The following is an 18,708-nucleotide window of genomic DNA, read 5'->3' as shown; positions in this document are numbered from 1 at the left end:
CATGCCCGACATGCCCACCGGTGAGTTCTGGAAGGACCTCAGGCCGATCGAGAACTCCTTCCGGCCCGACGCCCTCCCCGAGGTCTACCTGTCCGACGTCGCCACCGACGACGACCGCTACTACGTGCCGTTCACCGACACCGTCGGCTCCCGGCCGCTGTGGATCAACGTCAAGGACAACAGCTGGGCCGACATCCTGCGGGCCAAGGAGGCGGGGCTGGTCAACCGGCACTACCACCCGCACGAGGTGTTCGCGTACACGATCTCCGGCAAGTGGGGCTACCTGGAGCGGCCCTGGACGGCCACCGCGGGCGACTTCGTCTACGAGGCCCCGGGCGAGGGCCACACGCTGGTCGCCTACGACAGCGGCGAGCCGATGAAGACGTTCTTCATCGTCAAGGGCCCGCTCATCTGGCTGGACGAGAACGGCGAGCCCGACGGGTTCTTCGACGTCCACGACTACATCAAGATGTGCCGCGAGCACTACGAGAAGGTCGGGATCGGCGCCGACTACGTCAACTCCCTGTTCCGCTGAGCCCCCGGCGCACACCCCCTAAGTGAGATCGTCATGACCGACACCACCGTCGCGGCCGGCTCCCGAGCGGCCGACCGGTACGAGAACCGCCTCCTCGTCATCCTCTTCCTGTCGTTCGGGTTCGTCTTCTTCGATCGTCAGGCGCTGTCGTTCCTGGCGCCGTACATGGACGCGGAGTTCGGCCTGTCCAACTCCCAGCTCGGCACGCTGTCCGGCGTGCTCGCGCTCACCTGGGCGCTGGCCGGCATGTTCGCCGGCCGCCTGTCGGACGCGCTCGGCCGGCGCAAGCCGATCCTGGTCGCGGCCGTGGTGCTGTTCTCGCTGTTCTCCGCCTCGTCCGGGCTGATGGGCGGCTTCGCCGGGCTGCTCGCGGCGCGGGCGCTCATGGGCACGGCCGAGGGCGCGGTGCTGCCGATGGCGCAGTCGCTCATGGTCGAGGCGTCGAGGGAGAGCCGCCGGGGCTTCAACATGGGCCTGCTCCAGGGCTCGTCGGCGGGGCTGCTCGGCGGCATCGTGGCGCCGCTGGTCGTGGTGTGGATCGCGGAGACCTGGAACTGGCGGGTCGCGTTCTACGTCACGATCATCCCCGGCCTGGTCGTCGCCGCGCTCATCTGGCGGTTCGTCCGCGAGAAGTCGCCGCGTACGCTCGCCGAGGCTCCTCAGGAGCAGCGGGCGGCGGCGGTCAAGGTGCCGCTGCGCGAGGTGCTCAGGCTGCGCAACATCGTCGTCTGCATGCTCATCGCCTGCTGCTACCTCACCTGGTTCGTCACCATCATCACCTTCACCCCGACGTACCTGACCGAGGTCAAGGGCTTCGACCCCGGCACCATGAGCGGCGTCATGACCTGCCTCGGCGTGGCGTGGGTGCTGTGGGGGTTCGCGACCCCGGCCATCTCCGACCGGATCGGGCGCAAGCCGGCGCTCATCGGGTTCACGGTGCTGGCGGTGTGCTGCCCGCTCGCCGTGGTCTACGTCGAGAGCCCCGTGCTGCTCGGCGCGATCATGGTGGTCACCTACACCGGGCTGGGCTGCTTCACGCTGTTCATGGCCACGATCCCGGCCGAGACGGTGCCGCGCGCGGCGCTGGCCACGGCGCTGGGCGTGATCATGGGCGTGGGCGAGCTGGCCGGCGGGTTCCTCGGGCCGATGGTCGCGGGCTGGGCCTCCGACCAGTGGGGGCTGCAGGCCGCGATGTTCATCGCGGCGGGCGGCGCCGTGGCCGTGGTGGCGCTCTGCTTCGCGCTGAAGGAGACCGCTCCCGCCGTGCTGCGCCGCCGCGCCGCCGCCGTGCCGGACGGGAGCGCGGCATGAGGGCGGCCGTCTGGCACGGGGCCGGGGACGTCCGCGTCGAGGACGTCCCGGTCCGGCCGCCCGGCCCCGGCGAGGTGACGATCGAGGTGGCCTACTGCGGGATCTGCGGCAGCGACCTGCACGAGTACGCCGACGGCCCGCACGCCGTCCCCGTCGGCGACCCGCACCCGGAGTCCGGCGTGGCCGCGCCGCTCGTCCTCGGCCACGAGTTCTGCGGGACCGTCAGCGAGACCGGCGACGGCGTCACCGGCCTCGCCCCCGGCGACCGGGTGGCGGTGGAGCCGCACTACCGGTGCGGACGCTGCCCGCGCTGCCGGGCGGGGGAGTACAACATCTGCCGGCACTTCGGGTTCGCCGGGCTCATGGGGCACGGCGGGCTGGCCGAGCGGGCCACCGTGCCGGCGTACATGCTGCACCGGCTGCCCGAGGAGGTCTCCCTGGAGCAGGCGGCGGTGTTCGAGCCGGCCGCCGTCGCCCTGCACGCGGTGCGCCGGGCCGCGATCCGGCCCGGCGAGAGCGTCGCCGTGCTCGGGCTCGGCCCGATCGGGTTGCTCGTCACCAGGTTCGCGGCCCGGAACGCGGCCCGTCACGGGGGCCGCGTGGTCGCCGCCGACCGGTCCGCGGCCCGCCGTGAGCTGGCCCTCCGCCTGGGCGCCTCCGCGACCGGCCCCGACCTCGCCGGCCTGGTGGGCGACGAGGGCGCGGACGTGACGTTCGAGGCGGTCGGCTCGCCGGACACCCTGCGGGCCTCCCTGGCGGCCACCCGGCGCGGCGGGCGGGTGATGTTCCTCGGGCTGACCGGCGCCGTCACGCTGGACGCCTTCGCCCTGGTGAACGACGAGCAGACGATCATGACCAGCGTGGGATACCGCGACGTCTATCCGGAGCTGATCCGGATGGTCGCCGAGGAGGGCGAGGACCTGAGCGCCGTCGTCACCTCCGTCATCCCCCTGGAACACGTGGTCAGGGACGGATTCGAGGCGCTGCTGCGCGGACCGGAGCAGGAGGTCAAGGTGCTGGTACGACCGGGGGAGCGGCCATGAGCGGGGAGTTCGCGGGCAGGCGGGCGTTCGTGACCGGCGGCACGTCCGGCATCGGCGCGGCCACGGCCGTGCTCCTCGCCGAGCTGGGCGCCGAGGTGACCGCGCTCGGCCTGCCGCCCGCCGACCCCGCCGACCTGCCGGACCACCCCCGCGTCCGCGTCGTCGAGCACGACGTCCTGGACCGGGCGGGGCTGGCCGATCTGCTGTCGGCGGGGGAGCCGCTGGCCGCCCTGGTCAACTGCGCGGGCGTCAGCCACGACCGTGAGGAGTACGACCTCGCGCGCTGGCAGCGGGTCATCGAGATCAACCTGACCGCGACCATGGTCGCCTGCCAGGCCGCCCGCCCGGCCCTGGCCGAGAACGGCGGCGCCGTCGTCAACGTCTCGTCCATGTTCGCCTTCTCCGGCAGCAGGGACCGGCCCGCCTACAGCGCCAGCAAGGGCGGCGTCTCGCAGCTCACGAAGTCGCTGGCGGCCGAGTACGCCGCCGACGGCATCAGGGTCAACGCCGTCGCGCCCGGTTTCGTGGTCACGCCGCTCGCGCGGGGCGTCCTCGACGACCCCGAGGCCAAGGCCCAGGTGCTGGCCCGCATCCCGGCCGGGCGGCTCGGCCGGCCGCGCGAGGTCGCCACGGTGGTGGCGTTCCTGTGCTCGGCGGCGGCGTCGTACGTCACCGGCGCGGTCGTCCCCGTCGACGGAGGCTACCTGGCCGGATGACGTTCGCCTAAGCTGAAGCCCCCCTGACATGCACGAACATCAGGAGGTCGCATGTCCGCCCTCTCCGTGATCTCCCAGGCCACCACCGAGCATCTCGAACCCGCCGAGCGCATCGGTTACTGGGAGGACTACAACCGCAAGGCGCTGGTCGGCCTGTCCTGCACCTCGTACTCGGAGCAGGGCCTGCTGGCCAGGCAGACCAACATCGAGCTGGGCGGGCTGCGGCTCGCCGACATCACCGGCAACGCCCACGCGATCGAGCGCAGCCCGCAGACCGTCAGGTCGGCGCCCAAGGACTCGGTGTTCGCGACCCTGCTGCTCAAGGGCGAGGCGGTGTTCCTGCACGAGAACGGCTGCCTCTCGGCCACGGCGGGCGAGCTCGTCGTCTACGACACGCGCCGGCCCTACCTGTTCGGGTTCTCCTCCTCGATGCGGCAGATCCTCGTGGACGTGCCGCGCGAGCTGTTCGCGCGGACGTGCGTGGGCGGCGGGCTGCCGGGGCCGATGCTGTTCGGGCGCGGCACGGCGCGGGAGGGCGCGCTCGTGGCCGCGCTCGGCTCCCTGCTCGGCGGGCTGACCGCGCTGCGCGGCGACCACGACCCCACGGGCGCCGAGCGGACCGTGCTCGACCTGCTCAGGCAGCTCGCCGAGGAGCGCACCGGCGGGCGGCCCCGGCCCGACTCCTACCGTTCGCAGCTCATCGTCGCCGAGGACTACATCGAACGCCACCTGCACGACCCCTGCCTCGGGGCCGCGCAGGTGGCGGGGGTCATGGGCATCTCCGTACGGCACCTGGCGCGCATCTTCGAGCCGACCGGGCGCACCCCGGCCCGGCACATCACGGAGCGGCGCCTGGCCAGGGCGCACCAGGAGCTCACCGGGCCCGGGGCGCGGGAGACGACGATCGCCGACGTCGCGCACCGGTGGGGGTTCTCCAGCCAGGCGCACTTCGCCCGGCTCTTCCGGTCCCGCTTCGGCCTCACCCCGAGCGAGGCCCGTGCGGAGGCGACCCGCTAGCCCAGCCCGCCCATGTCGATGATCTTCCACGGGGCGGCGTCCGACTGCCTGCCGAGGAGGAAGGTGTACGGGTAGTGCGGGTCGTCGTTCGGCGGCTCCTCGTTGCAGCGGCGGACGTCGACGGTCACGAAGACCCGCCGCACCTGCCGATAGCCGCCGGGCCCGTACGTGTCGGGAGCCGGCGCGCCGACCTCGGACACCCGCACGTCGATCCAGCTCCTGATCGGGTCACTCCAGTAGTCGTGGTAGCGCTGGTGGAAGAACGGCGCGGTCACGGCCCGGACCACCTCGGCGTCGCGTGCCCTGATGCCCGCCAGGTAGGCCCGGACCACGGCGTCGGCGGGCGCGCCGGCCGCCGGCGGGCTCACGGGCGGGCCCTTGACGACGGTGCACGCGGCGCAGCCGGTCGCGGCGACGGCGTTCGCCGCGAGCAGGGCGACGGCCAGGATGGCGGATGATCTTCGCCTCATGCGCCGTAGCCTCTCACGGAAGAGCGCCGGCCGGGGCGGGACGGCGTCGCGCCCCGGCCGGTCGCCTCACGAGGCGTAGGTCTCGAACTCGGCGACCTTCGGGGTGCCGGACGCGCCGGTGATCCTGAAGGTGATCTTGGTGAGCGAGGTCGCGGTGAAGGTGATCGTGCCCGCGCCGCTGCCCGACTTCAGCACCGCGCCGGTGCCGGCGTCGAGGAGCTGCCAGGAGCCGATGGCGCCCGAGGAGCCGGCCGCCTCACGGATGACGACCCTGGAGACCGTCGTGGCCGAGCCCCACTTGATCGAGATGTCGCCGGTCGAGCCGGACGGCGACCAGTACGTGCTCAGGTCGCCGTCGCGCACGTTGCCGTAGCTCGTGCCGCTCGCCTTGCTGGAGCCGTCGGAGCCGGCCCCGATGCTGAGGTTGGTCCCGCCGGGCGACGTGGTCGGGGTCGTCGTGGGGTTGGACGTCGGGGACGACGTGGGCGAGGACGTGGGTGAGGCCGTGGGGGACTGGGGCGTGCAGCTGCCGTTCGACACCTGCAGGCCCTTGCCGGCCCCCGCCGTCCGCCGCACGACGTCCGGCACGCAGCTCGCCGGGTCCAGGCCGTAGGAGTAGGGGACGCTGACGGAGGTGTTGGACTGCACGTTCGGCCCGGCCGGGTTGTTCTCGCTGCCGGGGCTCGACCAGGTCACGTTGTCGAAGATGTTGCCCGCGACCTGCCAGTAGCCGGCCTCGCTGGTGTAGAAGGTGCCGAGGACGTCCTTGGAGTCCTCGAAGTAGTTGTTCTCCACCTTGGCGCGGGCCCCGGCGCGGGAGTTGATGCCGGACTCGTGCAGGCTCACGTAGTGGTTGTTGTAGATGTGGGCGATGCCGCCGCGCAGCAGCGGGGTGCGGGAGTCAATGTTCTCGTACAGGTTGTGGTGGAAGGTGACGTAGCCGTTGGAGCGGTCGCTCTCGCTGGAGCCGATGAGCCCGCCGCGGCCGGAGTTGCGCAGGGTGCTGTACGACAGCGTCACGTACTGGACGTTGTCCTTCATGTCGAACAGGCCGTCGAAGCCCTCCGCCTCGCCGCCCGACGCCTCCAGCGTGACGTGGTCGACCCACACGTTGCGGACGTCGCTCTCCATGCCGATGGCGTCGCCGCCGTTGGAGGTGGGGGAGCCGGACTTCTTGACGTTCCTGACGGTCACGTTCTGGATGATGATGTTGCTGGCCTCGCGGATGTGGATGCCCAGCTGGTCGAAGACGGCACCGCCGCCGACCCCGACGATCGTGACGTTGCTGATCTGCTTGAGCTCGATCACGCCGGCGGCGGTGTTGCAGCTTCCGCCCGACACCTTGGCGGTGTTGCCGTGGTTGATGGTCCCCTCGACCTGGATGGTGATCGGGGTGCTGCTGCTGGCCCGGTTGCACAGGGCCTGGTGGATCGCGGTGCCCGTGGTGGCGCGCACCGTCTGCCCGCCCGCGCCGCCGGTGGTGCCGCCGTTGACGGCGGCGTAGCCGGTGACGGTGCCGGTCGCCGCCGACGCCTGGAGGCCCGGCAGGGCCGCGCCGACGGCGGCCGCGGCGGTCACCGCGGCCAGCGCGGCCGCGAGCCGTGCCACGACCGCCCGTCTCGTCCTCGGTCCACGGCCGGCCACGGCCCTCTCGAACTTGCTCATCACAGCCGAACTCCTTGCTGGTCCGGCAGGCCCGTCGGGCCTGCGTCCGGGTCCCCCCAGCGCGTGCGCATCGCCCCCACACGGTAGGAAAGCGCTTTCCTAGGTGTCAATGCGCCCTGAAACTTTCATCACGCTCCTCGCGTACGATCGGTGATGCAGCTGTGACCTGCGGAAACGCCTGTGATCGTCAACGGGCGAACAGGGCAAGGACCCCAACTCTGCTCATATGAGCAATCTTCGGCTCAAGTGTTGCACTGAGGTTAATTCACGACTTACGGTGCGTTACCTACGTCACATACGGAGGCCCCTATGAGTAAGTTTCGGCTGCTCACAATCCCTGCTCTCCTCCTGGTCACCGCGCTGAGCGCCTGCTCGGTGTCCTCGAACCCCGGCGGGTCCGCCGAAGCGGGCGACCAGAAGTCCGCCGGCCCCGTCGCCATCGGCTTCAGCCAGGCGACCCAGCAGTCCCCCTTCTACGTGCAGCTGCGCGAGGGGGCGGAGGCCGCCGCCAAGGAGGCGGGCGCCACGCTCTACTTCGCCGACGCGGGCGGCGACGTGACCAAGCAGAACAACGACATCCAGGACCTGATCACCCGCCAGGTCGACGTGCTGCTCGTCAACCCGGTCGACCCCCAGGGCGTGCAGCCGGGCATCGCCGCGGCCAAGGCGGCCGGCGTGCAGGTCGTGACCGTGGACCGGCCGGTCCCCGAAGGCGCGGTCGCCCACGTCGGGCGCGACAACAAGGCGATGGGCGCGCTCGTCGGCAAGCGCCTGAGCGAGGCGCTCGGCGACAAGGGCGGCAAGGTCATCGAGATCCGCGGCGACGCGGGCGGCGCGGTCGCGCGCGACCGCAGCGCCGGCTTCCACGAGGCCGTCGCGGGCAACGACAAGATCAAGATCGTCGAGGGCCCGTACTCGGACTACGTCCGCTCCAAGGCGGTCACCGCGATGCAGGACCTGCTCCAGGTGCACCCCGACGTCGCCGCCGTGTACGCGCACAACGACGACATGGCGCTCGGCGCGCTGCAGGTCCTCAAGGAGAACGGCAAGGACGACGTCCTGGTCTCCGGCGTCGACGGCCTCATGGAGGCGGTCAAGCAGATCCCGGACGGCCAGTACGTCGCCACCGCGCTCAACGACCCCATCTCCCTGGGCGCGAAGGCCATCGAGACCGTGCTCAAGGTCCAGAAGGGCGAGCAGGTCGAGGCCTCCATCGACGCGGGCACCGAGCTGATCGACAAGGCCAACGCGGCCGGGTTCGTCGGCGAGGGCGAGTTCGCCCAGGCATCCACGAAGTAGGGGTCCCGAGGCGCCCGCGACCCGGGCGCCCAGGACCCAGGCAATCGAAAGTAGGAAGGCGAGACGGTTGTTCCAGACGGCGGAAACCATGCAGGCGGCGGTGCTCCACGCCCCGGGCGACATCAGGGTCGAGCAGGTGCCCGTCCCCGAGCCCGGCCCGGACGAGGCGCTCGTGCGGGTGGCGGCCTGCGGGGTGTGCGGATCGGACATCGCACGCATGCTGCACCCGGGAGTGGCCTACCACTTCCCGATCATCTGCGGCCACGAGTTCTCGGGACACGTCGTCCGGCTCGGCGACCGTCTGGCCGCCAAGGGCCGGGTACGCGAGGGCGACCTCGTCACGGTCCCCCCGCTGATCCCCTGCAAGGTCTGTGAGCCGTGCAGCCAGGGCCACTTCAGCCTGTGCAAGAACTACGGCTACTTCGGCAGCCGCCGCGACGGCGCGTACGCCCAGTACGTCACCGTCCCCGACGAGAATCTCATGGTCCTGCCGGCCGACCTCGACCCCCGGGCCGCGGCCATGCTGGACCCGGCGGCGATCGCCCTGCACGCCCTCTGGCGGACGAAGATGCGCGGCGGCCGCCGGGTGGCGGTGGTGGGCGCGGGCCCGATCGGGCTGTTCGCCGTCCAGTGGGCGAGGCTCGCCGGCGCCTCCGACGTGCTGGTCGTCGAGCTGAACGAGCAGAAGGCCGCCATGGCGGTGGAGGCGGGCGCGACCCGCACCGCGACCGCCGCCGAGGCCGCCGACGAGGTGGCCGGCGACGGCTACGACATCGTGATCGAGTCGGCCGGCGTGCCCGCCACGGTGGACCAGGCGGTGGCGCTGACGGCCCGGCACGGCGAGGCGGTGTTCATCGGCATCCCGCACGACCCCGTGGTGCTGCCGAAGGCCACGTTCAGCTCGTTCCTGCGCCGCGAGGTGACCCTGCACGGCGCCTGGAACTCCTTCTCCGCGCCGTTCCCCGGCGAGGAGTGGCGGGTCGCGGCCCGCGCGCTGGCCTCGGGCGAGCTGGCGTGGAAGTTCATGATCACGCACGAGCTGGGGCTGGACGCCCTGCCCGAGACCATGGCGGCTCTCGGGGAACGTTCCATTTTCAGCTCCAAGGTTCTCTTCCTGCCGAACGAGGAGTGAGCATGGCTGGCTTCCTCGCCCTCGATCTGGGGACCGAAGGCGCCCGCGCGGCGGTCTACGGCGCAGACGGGGCGCTGCTGGGGTCGGGCGCCGAGCGGTACCCGACCCGCTTCCCCAGGCCGGGCTGGGCCGAACAGGACCCGGACGACTGGTGGCGGGCGAGCGTGTCCGCCGCCAGGCAGGCGCTCGCCGAGGCCGGCGGCCCGCGGATCGAGGGCGTCGCCGTGGCGACCACCGCCTCGACGGTGGCCGTGCTCGACGAGCGGGGCCGCCCGCTGCGCCCGGCGCTGCTGTGGATGGACGGCCGGGCCGGCGAGGAGTCGGAGCTGACCGCGCGGACCGGCCACCCGGTCCTCCGCTACGCGGGCGGCAGCGACGCCGTCGAGTGGCTGGTGCCCAAGGCGATGTGGCTGGCCAGGCACGAGCCGGAGACCTACCGGGCGGCCGCGCGGATCGTCGAGGCCGTCGACTACATGGTGTGGCGGCTCACCGGCCGCTGGGCCGGCTCGCGCATGAACGCGGTCTGCAAGAGCAACTACGACCCGCGCGGCGCCGGCTTCCCGCACGACCTGTACGAGCGGCTCGGCGTCGCCGACCTGGCCGCCAAGCTCCCCGACGAGATCGTGCCCGTCGGCGACCCCGTCGGGCCGCTCGCCGCGGCCGCCCGCGAGGAGCTGGGCGTCACCGGCCCGGCCACGGTGGTGTCCGGCGGGATCGACGCCCACCTGTCGCTGCTGGCGATCGGCGGCGGCCACGAGGGCCAGGTGTCGATCGTCTGCGGCACCTCCAATGCCTTCGTCACCGAGATCACCGAGCCGGTCTTCCCGCCCACGGTGTGGGGGCCGTACCCGGACGCGCTGCGCACCGGGCGCTGGCTGGTCGAGGGCGGGCAGGTGAGCGCCGGCTCGGTCCTCGCCTGGACCGGCGAGAAACTCATCGGCCGCCCGCGCGCCGAGATCGGCGGGCTCATCAAGGCGGCGGCGGAAGTGCCGCCGGTCGAGCACGGCCTGATCGTGCTCGACTACTTCATGGGCAACAGGACCCCGCTGCGTGACCCGCGGCTGAGGGGCGCGGTGCTGGGCCTCACCCTGGCCAGCACCCCCGAGCAGGTCTACCGGGCGGCCGTGGAGGGCGTCGCGTACGGCACCCGCCAGGTCATCGACTCCTTCACCGCCGGCGGCGTCCCCGTGGAGGAGATCTTCGTCTCGGGCGGCATCCAGCACAACGAGCTGTGGCTGCGGACCACCGCCGACGTGCTCGGCCGCCCGGTCCACCTGGTCACCGGCGACAACCTGACGCTGCGGGCCTGCTCGGTGCTGGCCGCCGCGGGCACCGGGCGGCACGCCTCCCTGGCGGAGGCGGCGGCCGCGTACGCGCCCAAGTGCCGCACCGTCGAACCGGACGCCGCGCACGCGCAGGCGTACCGGGCCGGCTACGCCGACTACCTGGAGGCCACGGCCGCGACGACGGGCATCTCCCACAAGCTGAGCGGAGCCCGCCATGAGCGATGACGAGCAGCTCTACCAGGTGGCCGTGCGCTACTACGAGGACGGCGAGACCCAGGAGCAGATCGCGCACGCCCTGCACCTGACCCGCTGGAAGGTGGGCCGGATGCTGGCCGAGGCGCGCGAGGCCGGCATCGTGCGCATCGAGGTGCTGCACCCGCGCTCCCGGGTGCGCTCGCTGGAGCAGGCGATCAAGGAGCGGTACGGGCTCCGCGACGCCGTCGTGGTCTCGGTGGACGGCGACCCCGAGCAGATCCGCGACCGGGTGGGCGCGGCCGGCGCCGACCACCTCATGGAGATGCGGCCCGCGCCCCGCCTGATCGGCGTGTCGTGGGGCCGCACCCTGGACCGGCTGGCCGAGGCGCTGACCCGCGGCTGGGCCAACGGCGTCCACGTGGTGCAGATCAACGGCGCGCTCAGCCGTTCGCGGCAGCCGACCAGCGCGCACAGCATGGCCAGCACGATCGCCCACCGCGGCGGCGGCACCGCCACGCTGCTGGCCGCGCCGGCGATCCTGCAGCAGCAGAGCACCCGCGCGGTCCTGGAGAGCGACCGGGCCGTCGCCGACGTGCTGGCCCTCGCCACCCGGGCCGACCTGTTCCTCTACAGCCCCGGCGGCATGGGCAGCGACTCGGTGCTGGTGGACTCCGGCCAGATCGACGCGGGCGACCTGGCCCGGCTCGCGCGGGCCGGCGCGGTGGGCGACGTGCTCGGCCGCTTCATCGACGCGCGCGGGCAGATCGTCGACCCCGACCTCGACGGCCGCACCCTCGGCCTGTCCCTGGACGTGCTGCGCTCGGCCACCACCTCGGTGGCGCTGGTCAGCGGCACGGCCAAGCGGGCGGTGTGCCGGGCGGTGGTGTCGAGCGGGCTGTGCGACGTGCTCATCACCGACGACCAGAACGCCCGACACCTGCTGGAGGCGGCATGACGGCCACCACGGAACGCCTGCGCATGACGGGGATCGTCAAACGGTTCCCCGGCACCGTCGCCCTCGACGGCGTCGAGCTGAGCGTGCGGCCCGGCGAGGTGCACTGCCTGCTCGGCGAGAACGGCGCGGGCAAGAGCACGCTCATGAAGATCCTCGCGGGGTCGTACCGGCCTGACGAGGGCACGATCCTGCTGGACGGGCAGCCGTACGCGCCGGCCACCCCGCACGCCGGGCTGGCGGCCGGCATCGCCGTGATCTACCAGGAGCTCGACCTGCTGCCCGACCTCACCGTGGCGCAGAACCTGCTGCTGGGCCGGGCGCCCGCGCTCGGCCCGTTCGTCCGGCGGGGGCAGCGCGCCAAGCTGGCCCGCGCGGCGCTCGACCGGGTGGGCGCGACCTTCCCGGTGACCGCCCGCGTCGGCGACCTGCCGATCGCCTCGCAGCAGCTCACCGCCATCGCCAAGGCGCTGACGGCCGACGCCCGCGTGATTGTCATGGACGAGCCGTCGGCGACGCTCGGCGAGAGCGAGCTGCTGGCCGTGTTCGAGGTCATCAGGTCGCTCACCGCCGAGGGCCGGTCGGTGATCTTCATCTCGCACCGCATGGACGAGGTCATGGAGATCGGCGACCGGGCCACGGTGCTGCGGGACGGCCGCGCGGTCGGCGTCTACGACCTGGCCTCGACCGGCCCGGACGAGCTCGTCGCCGCGATGATCGGCGAGGCCGGTGAGCTCGTGGGCGCCACCGACCGGCCCGCACCCCAGGGCGAGCCGCTGCTCCGCGTCGCACGGGCGCACGTGCCGGGGCTGCTCGACGTACGCGACCTCGACGTACGGCCCGGCGAGGTCGTCGGGCTGGCCGGGCTCGGCGGCGCGGGCCGCACCACCCTGCTGCGCGCCCTGTTCGGCGACCTCAAGGCCCAGGTGGACGCCCGGCTGGACGGCCGCCCGCTCAAGGCCACCAGCCCGGCCGCCGCCGTCCGCGCCGGCCTCGCCCTGGTGCCCGAGAGCCGCAAGGAACAGGGCCTCATGCTGGGCCTGTCCGTGAGCCGCAACGCCGCCATCGGCGCGCTCGGCAGGCCGCCGTGGCTGCTGCCCGGCAGGACCGGCCGCCGGCTGACCGCGCCGTCGCTCGCCGATCTCGGCGTCAAGGCGTCCGGCCCGGGCCAGCTCGTCGGCCAGCTCTCCGGCGGCAACCAGCAGAAGGTCGTGCTCGCCAAGTGGATCACCCGCGGCGGGATCAGGGTCCTGCTGCTGGACGAGCCCACCCGCGGCCTCGACGTCGGCGCCAAGGCCGACCTCTACCGCCAGGTGCGCCACCTGGCCGACCAGGGCGTGGCCGTCCTGCTCGCCAGCAGCGAGCTGAACGAGCTGACCGCCAACGCCGACCGGATCGAGGTCCTGTACGAGGGCCGCAACGTCGCGCACTTCGACCCCCGGGTCAGCCCCGAGAACGTCATCGCGCACACCGTCATCACAGGAGCCGCACCATGACAGCTTCCACCGTGGCCGACACCGCCACCCAGGAAGGCCGCCCCCGCGCCCGCCGTGGCGCCGACCTGATCGTCAAGTCCAACCTGCTGCTGGTCTTCCTCGGCCTGTGCGTGGTCGCCTCGCTGCTCGCGCCGCAGTTCCTGACCGGCCGCAACATCGCCAACCTGCTCCAGCAGTCCTCGCTCACCGGGATCGTGGCCATCGGCATGACCATGGTCGTGCTCACGGCCGGCATCGACCTGTCCGTGGGCAGCGTGGCCGCCTTCGGCGGCATGACGATCGCGCTGCTCATGGGGTCGGGCGTGCCCGTGCTGCCGGCCATCCTCATCAGCGTGGCGGCCGGCGCGGCGTTCGGCGCGTTCATGGGCGGGCTGTCGGCGTACCTGACGCTGCCGTCGTTCATGACGACGCTGGCGGGGCTGACGGCGGTGCGCGGGCTCACGTACCTGCTGACCGACGGCAAGCCCGCCGAGGCGGGCGGCTCGGAGGGGTTCCAGCTCCTCGGCGGCGGGTTCATCGGCTACGTGCCGATCGTCGGCGTCATCTTCGTGGTGATCACCGTGCTCGCCGCCGTGGTGCTGCGCGGCACCACCTTCGGCGAGTACGTCTACGCCGTCGGCAGCAACAAGGAGGCCGCCCGGCTGTCCGGCCTGCCCGTACGCGGCGTCATCACGACCGTGTTCGCCGTGTCGGGCGGCCTGGCCGCGCTGGCCGGCGTGCTGCTCACCTCCCGGCTGACCGTGGGCCAGCCCACCGCGTTCAACGGGCTGGAGCTGGACGCGATCGCGGCCGTCGTGCTCGGCGGCACGAACCTGTTCGGCGGCCGGGGCGGGGTGTTCGGCACGTTCGTCGCGGTGCTGCTGCTGTCGGTGCTGCGCAACCTGTGCAACCTGCTCGGCCTCGGCTCCTTCTTCCAGATGGTGGTGACCGGCCTCATCCTGCTGGTCGCCCTCGTACTCAACCTGCTCATCGAGAGGCGTGGCGCTCGTGCCTGACACCATCCCCGGCTCGTTGCGGGCCTATCTGCACGGACTGCCGGGCGTCGACGAGGTCGGCGTCCAGCGGCGGGCCGCCGGCCTGGCCACCCGGTCGATCAAGACCACGGCCAAGCGGCAGGCCATCGACCTCGCCATCCGCATGGTCGACCTCACCACGCTCGAAGGGTCCGACACCCCCGGCAAGGTACGCGCGCTGGCCGCCAAGGCCGTCCGCCCCGACCCGGCCGACCCGAGCGTGCCGTCGGTCGCCGCGCTCTGCGTCTACCCCGACATGATCCCGACGGCGGCGCGGGCGCTGGCCGGCACCAAGGTCGAGCTCGCCTCGGTCGCCACCGGCTTCCCCGCCGGGCGCACGTCGCTGGAGGTCAAGCTGAGCGACACGGCCTCCGCGGTCGCGGCGGGGGCGAGCGAGATCGACATGGTCATCGACCGTGGAGCGTTCCTGGCGGGCGACTACGCCAAGGTCTTCGACGAGATCGTCGCCGTCAAGGAGCAGTGCGGCGAGGCGCACCTGAAGGTCATCCTGGAGACCGGCGAGCTGGTCACCTACGACAACGTGCGCCGCGCGTCGTGGCTGGCGCTGCACGCCGGGGCCGACTTCATCAAGACCTCGACCGGCAAGGTCGCCCCCGCCGCCACCCTGCCGGTCACGCTGGTGATGCTGGAGGCCGTCCGCGACTACCGGGCCGCCACCGGCCGGCAGGCCGGCGTGAAGCCGGCCGGCGGCATCCGCACCACCAAGGACGCCATCCGCTACCTCGTGCTGGTCAAGGAGATCGCCGGGGACGACTGGCTGGACCCCGCGTGGTTCCGGCTGGGCGCCTCGACGCTGCTGAACGACCTGCTCATGCAGCGGACCAAGCTCGGCACCGGCCAGTACTCCGGGCCCGACTACTACACCATCGACTAGGGAGAGGCGTGGAGATCTTCGAGTACGCGCCCGCGCCGGAGTCACGAGCCATCGTGTCCATCCGGCCGTCGTACGACCTGTTCATCGACGGCGAGTTCGTCGCGGCCGAGAGCGACGCGCGCATCGTCACCGTCAACCCGGCCGACGAGGAGCCGCTGTCGGAGGTGGCCGCCGCCGGCGACGCCGACGTGGACCGCGCCTTCGCCGCCGCCCGCCGCGCCTTCGACCGGGTGTGGTCGGGGCTGCCGGGCGCCGAACGCGGCAAGTACCTGTTCCGCATCGCGCGCATCATCCAGGAACGCGCCCGCGAGCTGGCCGTGCTGGAGTCGCTCGACAACGGCAAACCGATCAAGGAGACCCGCGACGTCGACCTGCCGCTCGTCGCGCAGCACTTCTTCTACTACGCCGGCTGGGCCGACAAGCTCGCGCACACCGGCCTCGGCACCAGGCCGCTCGGCGTGGCCGCGCAGGTCATCCCGTGGAACTTCCCGCTGCTCATGCTCGCGTGGAAGGTCGCGCCCGCCCTCGCCGCCGGCAACACGGTCGTGCTCAAGCCGGCCGAGACCACGCCGCTGACGGCGCTCGCGTTCGCCGAGATCTGCCAGGAGGCCGGCCTGCCGCCCGGCGTCGTGAACATCGTGACCGGCGCCGGCGACACCGGCCGCGCCGTCGTCTCCCACCCCGAGGCCGACAAGGTGGCCTTCACCGGCTCGACCGAGGTGGGCCGGCAGATCGCCCGCGCCGTCGCGGGCACCCGCAAGCGGCTCACGCTGGAGCTCGGCGGCAAGGGCGCCAACATCGTCTACGACGACGCGGCCATCGACCAGGCCGTCGAGGGCATCGTGTCCGGCATCTTCTTCAACCAGGGCCACGTCTGCTGCGCCGGCTCGCGGCTGCTGGTGCAGGAGTCGATCGCCGAGGAGCTGCTGCCGCGGCTGCGCGCCCGCATCGAGCTGCTGCGCCTGGGCGACCCCCTGGACAAGAACACCGACATCGGGGCCATCAACTCGGCCGCGCAGCTCGCCAGGATCCGCGAGCTGGCCGCCGCCGGCGAGGCCGAGGGCGCCACGGGCTGGTCGCCGTCCTGCCCGCTGCCCGAGCGCGGCTACTGGTTCCGTCCCACCGTGTTCACCGGGGTCACGCAGGCGCACCGGATCGCCCGCGAGGAGATCTTCGGACCGGTCCTGTCGGTGCTCACCTTCCGCACGCCGGAGGAGGCCGTCGCCAAGGCGAACAACACGCCGTACGGGCTGTCGGCCGGCGTCTGGACGGAGAAGGGCTCCCTCATGCTCTGGACCGCGAGCCGGCTGCGCGCCGGCGTCGTGTGGTCCAACACCTTCAACGTGTTCGATCCCGCCAGTCCCTTCGGCGGCTACAAGGAGTCCGGGTACGGCCGCGAGGGCGGGCTGCTCGGCTTGGAGGCCTACCTTGGCTGAGACCCCGCCGCGCATCGCGGTGCGCAGGACGTACAAGCTCTATGTCGGCGGCGCGTTCCCGCGCTCGGAATCAGGGAGGTCCTACCCCGTGACGTCGGCGGACGGATCCCACCTCGCCAACGCCGCGCTGGCCTCGCGCAAGGACGTGCGCGACGCCGTGGTGGCGGCGCGCAAGGCGTTCCCCGGCTGGTCGGGCCGCACCGCCTACAACCGGGGCCAGATCCTCTACCGCGTCGCCGAGATGATGGAGGGGCGGCGCGAGCAGTTCGCCGCCGAGGTCGCCGCGGCCGACGGCGTGAGCGCGGCACGGGCCCAGGAGCTGGTGTCGGCCGCCGTGGACCGGTGGGTCTACTACGCCGGCTGGGCCGACAAGATCAGCCAGGTGGTGGGCGGCGCGAACCCGGTGGCGGGCCCGTTCTTCAACCTCTCCGAGCCGGAGCCGACCGGCGTCGTGGGCGTGCTCGCGCCCGCCGGCTCCTCGCTGCTCGGGCTGGTCTCCGTGCTCGCCCCGGTGATCACGTCGGGGAACACGGCGGTGCTGGTCGCCGACGAGCGCGCCCCGCTGCCCGCGGTCACGCTCGCCGAGGCGCTCGCCACCTCCGACCTGCCGGGCGGTGTGGCCAACATCCTGACCGGCCGCCTCGCCGAGCTGGCCCCGCCGCTCGCCGGGCACGCCGACGTGAACGCGCTGGACCTCGCGGGCGCGGGCGGCCTCGCGGGCGAGCTGGAGGAGCTGGCGGCGACCACGCTCAAGCGCGTCCTGCGGCCCGGGCCCGAGGACGACTGGACGGACGCCGACCCCGGGCTCGCCCGCGTCCGCCCCTTCCTGGAGATCAAGACCGTCTGGCACCCGATCGGCCGCTGACCTCACTCAACGCCACCCCCCGTGCCTCGGGGGGTGGCGGCGGGGGTCATGAGCGGTGGATCGCCTGGGACGGCACGGACGCGGCCGGGTGGACCGGGACCGGTGACGAGGCCAGGCGCCTCCGCCTCGGGCCTACGCGCCGTCCCGCCGGCGCACCATCTCCTCGATCCAGACGGGCGCGTACGGGGACGTGCACCCCGGCGAGACCGGGTAGTCCTTCAGCACCTCCAGGCGCTCGCCGATGCCGACGGCGCGGGCGCGGTGCTCGGGGTGCTCGATGCCGATCTGCGCCAGGCAGTGGTTCATCGCCCACTGCAGGCGGTCGGGCGCGCCCTTCATCTCGGCCTCGATGACGTCGAGCAGCCCCGCGAGGTCGAGACCGGCGGGCTTCTTCGCCACGCGCTCGGTGGTCAGCGCCCATCCGGCGCTCGCGACCACCGGGTCCGGGTCGGCGAGCCAGGCTTGCCGCAGCTCCTCGGCGTGCGGGCTCTTCTTCACCACGTAGTTGACGAGCCAGTCGTGCACCTTGGGCGCGCCCGCCTCGCGCACCATGGCGTCCAGCGCGTCGCGCTCGAACGCCTTGGGGCGGCAGATCAGCAGCGCCAGCAGCCGGGCCGCGGTGTCACCGGTCTCCCAGAGCCGGCGCGCGAGCTCCTGCTGCGTCTTCAGCCGCTTGGCGAGGGCACGCAACGCGCCGAGGTTGACGCCGTGATCGTCGCCGTGCCGCGCGTTGACCGCGCGGATCTTCGGGTCCTCCAGCGCGGCCAGCTCGGCCATCACCTCGGCCACCGTCACTTCGGCCACCGTCATGCCGGTCTCCTGTCGTTTCGGCGCGAAATCCCGGGCTGTTCACAACAAATGCGCGGTGGTTCTCGATGATGCCCCTCGCCGGGACCGGGGTGTCACGGCGAGGGCGCGGAAGCTGATACAGGAGTGGCCGGCAAATGCGGTCACTTCCTAATGCGCGGCCTCGTACTGCTTGATCAGCGTCGCGGCAATCCGGCCCCGCTCGCTCACGGGCAGGCCCTGCGCCTTGGCCCACTTGCGGATCTCCGTGGCCTTCTCCCTGCCCATCTCACGGGCCGAACCGGCGCCTCCGCGACGGCCGCGCTCCTTGCCCGCGCGGACGGCGCGCGCCTTGGTGATGAAGGGCGCCAGAGCCTTCTCCAATTTCTCTCTGTTCTCGCCGGACAGGTCGATCTCGTAGGCGGTGCCGTCGAGAGCGAACCGCGTGGTGCCCTCCGCTTCACTGCCGTCGAGGTCGTCGAGAAAAGATTCCACGATGCGCTTCGCCATAAGGTGCTCCAAACCCCGATGTTGCTTGCGGATACTGTAGTCCCCTTCAGAGACACACGCATCCTCACAAATGCCATGTCGCGAAT

The 18,708-nt window shown here is 72.5% G+C and carries 18 protein-coding genes; 14 read left to right on the top strand and 4 right to left on the bottom strand.

Features of this window, described 5'->3' with window-relative positions:
- Window position 1 precedes the first annotated feature (1 nt).
- The 5 genes from AC27IY_RS04095 to AC27IY_RS04075 are packed head-to-tail and all read left to right on the top strand — an operon-like array spanning window position 2 to window position 4,622.
- Entirely contained in the window at window positions 2-535 is a 534-nt protein-coding gene (locus AC27IY_RS04095; RefSeq protein ID WP_344206335.1) for a 2,4'-dihydroxyacetophenone dioxygenase family protein, read from the top strand.
- 33 nt (window positions 536-568) lie between these two features.
- Window positions 569-1,846: an MFS transporter gene (locus AC27IY_RS04090; protein WP_487177157.1), complete on the top strand. Its 1,278-nt coding sequence runs from the start codon at window positions 569-571 to the stop codon at window positions 1,844-1,846.
- On the top strand, window positions 1,843-2,889 hold the full coding sequence (locus AC27IY_RS04085) for a 2,3-butanediol dehydrogenase (RefSeq protein WP_487177156.1): 1,047 nt from the start codon (window positions 1,843-1,845) through the stop codon (window positions 2,887-2,889). The genes AC27IY_RS04090 and AC27IY_RS04085 overlap by 4 nt, the downstream gene beginning before the upstream one ends.
- The gene (locus AC27IY_RS04080; protein WP_344206339.1) at window positions 2,886-3,605 is read left to right on the top strand and encodes an SDR family NAD(P)-dependent oxidoreductase; all 720 of its coding nucleotides are present in this window, start codon (window positions 2,886-2,888) and stop codon (window positions 3,603-3,605) included. Before AC27IY_RS04085 ends, AC27IY_RS04080 begins: the two co-directional genes overlap by 4 nt.
- A 51-nt stretch (window positions 3,606-3,656) precedes the next feature.
- Window positions 3,657-4,622, top strand: a complete 966-nt coding sequence (locus AC27IY_RS04075; protein WP_487177155.1) for a helix-turn-helix domain-containing protein — start codon at window positions 3,657-3,659, stop codon at window positions 4,620-4,622.
- Here the strand turns inward: AC27IY_RS04075 and AC27IY_RS04070 are convergent.
- Both AC27IY_RS04070 and AC27IY_RS04065 read right to left on the bottom strand, forming a co-directional pair.
- The gene (locus AC27IY_RS04070; RefSeq protein ID WP_487177154.1) at window positions 4,619-5,092 is read right to left on the bottom strand and encodes a hypothetical protein; all 474 of its coding nucleotides are present in this window, start codon (window positions 5,090-5,092) and stop codon (window positions 4,619-4,621) included. The genes AC27IY_RS04075 and AC27IY_RS04070 overlap by 4 nt on opposite strands.
- Window positions 5,093-5,158: 66 nt before the next feature.
- Window positions 5,159-6,757, bottom strand: coding sequence for a pectate lyase family protein (locus AC27IY_RS04065; RefSeq protein ID WP_487177153.1), 1,599 nt, complete (start codon window positions 6,755-6,757; stop codon window positions 5,159-5,161).
- Window positions 6,758-7,066: 309 nt separating this feature from the next.
- Here AC27IY_RS04065 and AC27IY_RS04060 point away from each other — a divergent pair, with 309 nt between their 5' ends.
- The 9 genes from AC27IY_RS04060 to AC27IY_RS04020 all read left to right on the top strand — a co-directional run bounded on the left by AC27IY_RS04060 (window position 7,067) and on the right by AC27IY_RS04020 (window position 17,326).
- Window positions 7,067-8,056, top strand: coding sequence for a substrate-binding domain-containing protein (locus AC27IY_RS04060; protein ID WP_423471548.1), 990 nt, complete (start codon window positions 7,067-7,069; stop codon window positions 8,054-8,056).
- A gap of 67 nt (window positions 8,057-8,123) precedes the next feature.
- Window positions 8,124-9,188: a galactitol-1-phosphate 5-dehydrogenase gene (locus AC27IY_RS04055; RefSeq protein WP_344206345.1), complete on the top strand. Its 1,065-nt coding sequence runs from the start codon at window positions 8,124-8,126 to the stop codon at window positions 9,186-9,188.
- A 2-nt stretch (window positions 9,189-9,190) separates the two neighbouring features.
- Window positions 9,191-10,699, top strand: a complete 1,509-nt coding sequence (locus tag AC27IY_RS04050) for an FGGY-family carbohydrate kinase (protein ID WP_449957716.1) — start codon at window positions 9,191-9,193, stop codon at window positions 10,697-10,699.
- Window positions 10,689-11,624, top strand: a complete 936-nt coding sequence (locus AC27IY_RS04045) for a sugar-binding transcriptional regulator (RefSeq protein ID WP_344206347.1) — start codon at window positions 10,689-10,691, stop codon at window positions 11,622-11,624. Before AC27IY_RS04050 ends, AC27IY_RS04045 begins: the two co-directional genes overlap by 11 nt.
- Window positions 11,621-13,117, top strand: coding sequence for a sugar ABC transporter ATP-binding protein (locus AC27IY_RS04040; protein WP_344206348.1), 1,497 nt, complete (start codon window positions 11,621-11,623; stop codon window positions 13,115-13,117). The genes AC27IY_RS04045 and AC27IY_RS04040 overlap by 4 nt, the downstream gene beginning before the upstream one ends.
- Window positions 13,114-14,112 (top strand): ABC transporter permease, encoded by a 999-nt coding sequence (locus tag AC27IY_RS04035; RefSeq protein WP_344206349.1) that lies wholly within the window; start codon window positions 13,114-13,116, stop codon window positions 14,110-14,112. The genes AC27IY_RS04040 and AC27IY_RS04035 overlap by 4 nt, the downstream gene beginning before the upstream one ends.
- Entirely contained in the window at window positions 14,105-15,025 is a 921-nt protein-coding gene (deoC, locus tag AC27IY_RS04030; RefSeq protein WP_364455921.1) for a deoxyribose-phosphate aldolase, read from the top strand. The genes AC27IY_RS04035 and deoC overlap by 8 nt, the downstream gene beginning before the upstream one ends.
- 14 nt (window positions 15,026-15,039) lie before the next feature.
- Window positions 15,040-16,461, top strand: a complete 1,422-nt coding sequence (locus tag AC27IY_RS04025) for an aldehyde dehydrogenase family protein (RefSeq protein WP_364456650.1) — start codon at window positions 15,040-15,042, stop codon at window positions 16,459-16,461.
- Window positions 16,454-17,326, top strand: coding sequence for an aldehyde dehydrogenase family protein (locus AC27IY_RS04020; protein WP_371250408.1), 873 nt, complete (start codon window positions 16,454-16,456; stop codon window positions 17,324-17,326). The genes AC27IY_RS04025 and AC27IY_RS04020 overlap by 8 nt, the downstream gene beginning before the upstream one ends.
- Before the next feature lie 132 nt (window positions 17,327-17,458).
- Here AC27IY_RS04020 and AC27IY_RS04015 read toward each other — a convergent pair whose 3' ends face one another.
- Together AC27IY_RS04015 and AC27IY_RS04010 are read right to left on the bottom strand one after the other, a co-directional pair.
- A complete protein-coding gene (locus AC27IY_RS04015; RefSeq protein ID WP_487177152.1) occupies window positions 17,459-18,136 on the bottom strand; it encodes a DNA alkylation repair protein in 678 nt (225 codons plus the stop codon).
- Window positions 18,137-18,283: 147 nt separating this feature from the next.
- On the bottom strand, window positions 18,284-18,622 hold the full coding sequence (locus tag AC27IY_RS04010) for a histone-like nucleoid-structuring protein Lsr2 (protein ID WP_344206354.1): 339 nt from the start codon (window positions 18,620-18,622) through the stop codon (window positions 18,284-18,286).
- Between the last annotated feature and the right edge of the window lie 86 nt (window positions 18,623-18,708).

The sequence above is a fragment of the Nonomuraea sp. B208 genome (assembly GCF_057536035.1).
Note: the sequence above shows the minus strand (reverse complement) of the source record. Positions and strands in the feature narration are given on the sequence as shown.

Coding starts and splice junctions, on each gene's coding strand:
- AC27IY_RS04095 (WP_344206335.1), top strand. CDS start 2: ATGCCCGACATGCCCACCGGTGAGTTCTGGAAGGACCTCAGGCCGATC.
- AC27IY_RS04015 (WP_487177152.1), bottom strand. CDS start 18,136: ATGACGGTGGCCGAAGTGACGGTGGCCGAGGTGATGGCCGAGCTGGCC.
- AC27IY_RS04090 (WP_487177157.1), top strand. CDS start 569: ATGACCGACACCACCGTCGCGGCCGGCTCCCGAGCGGCCGACCGGTAC.
- AC27IY_RS04075 (WP_487177155.1), top strand. CDS start 3,657: ATGTCCGCCCTCTCCGTGATCTCCCAGGCCACCACCGAGCATCTCGAA.
- AC27IY_RS04010 (WP_344206354.1), bottom strand. CDS start 18,622: ATGGCGAAGCGCATCGTGGAATCTTTTCTCGACGACCTCGACGGCAGT.
- AC27IY_RS04070 (WP_487177154.1), bottom strand. CDS start 5,092: ATGAGGCGAAGATCATCCGCCATCCTGGCCGTCGCCCTGCTCGCGGCG.
- AC27IY_RS04035 (WP_344206349.1), top strand. CDS start 13,114: ATGACAGCTTCCACCGTGGCCGACACCGCCACCCAGGAAGGCCGCCCC.
- AC27IY_RS04085 (WP_487177156.1), top strand. CDS start 1,843: ATGAGGGCGGCCGTCTGGCACGGGGCCGGGGACGTCCGCGTCGAGGAC.
- AC27IY_RS04050 (WP_449957716.1), top strand. CDS start 9,191: ATGGCTGGCTTCCTCGCCCTCGATCTGGGGACCGAAGGCGCCCGCGCG.
- AC27IY_RS04040 (WP_344206348.1), top strand. CDS start 11,621: ATGACGGCCACCACGGAACGCCTGCGCATGACGGGGATCGTCAAACGG.
- AC27IY_RS04060 (WP_423471548.1), top strand. CDS start 7,067: ATGAGTAAGTTTCGGCTGCTCACAATCCCTGCTCTCCTCCTGGTCACC.
- AC27IY_RS04065 (WP_487177153.1), bottom strand. CDS start 6,757: ATGAGCAAGTTCGAGAGGGCCGTGGCCGGCCGTGGACCGAGGACGAGA.
- AC27IY_RS04080 (WP_344206339.1), top strand. CDS start 2,886: ATGAGCGGGGAGTTCGCGGGCAGGCGGGCGTTCGTGACCGGCGGCACG.
- AC27IY_RS04045 (WP_344206347.1), top strand. CDS start 10,689: ATGAGCGATGACGAGCAGCTCTACCAGGTGGCCGTGCGCTACTACGAG.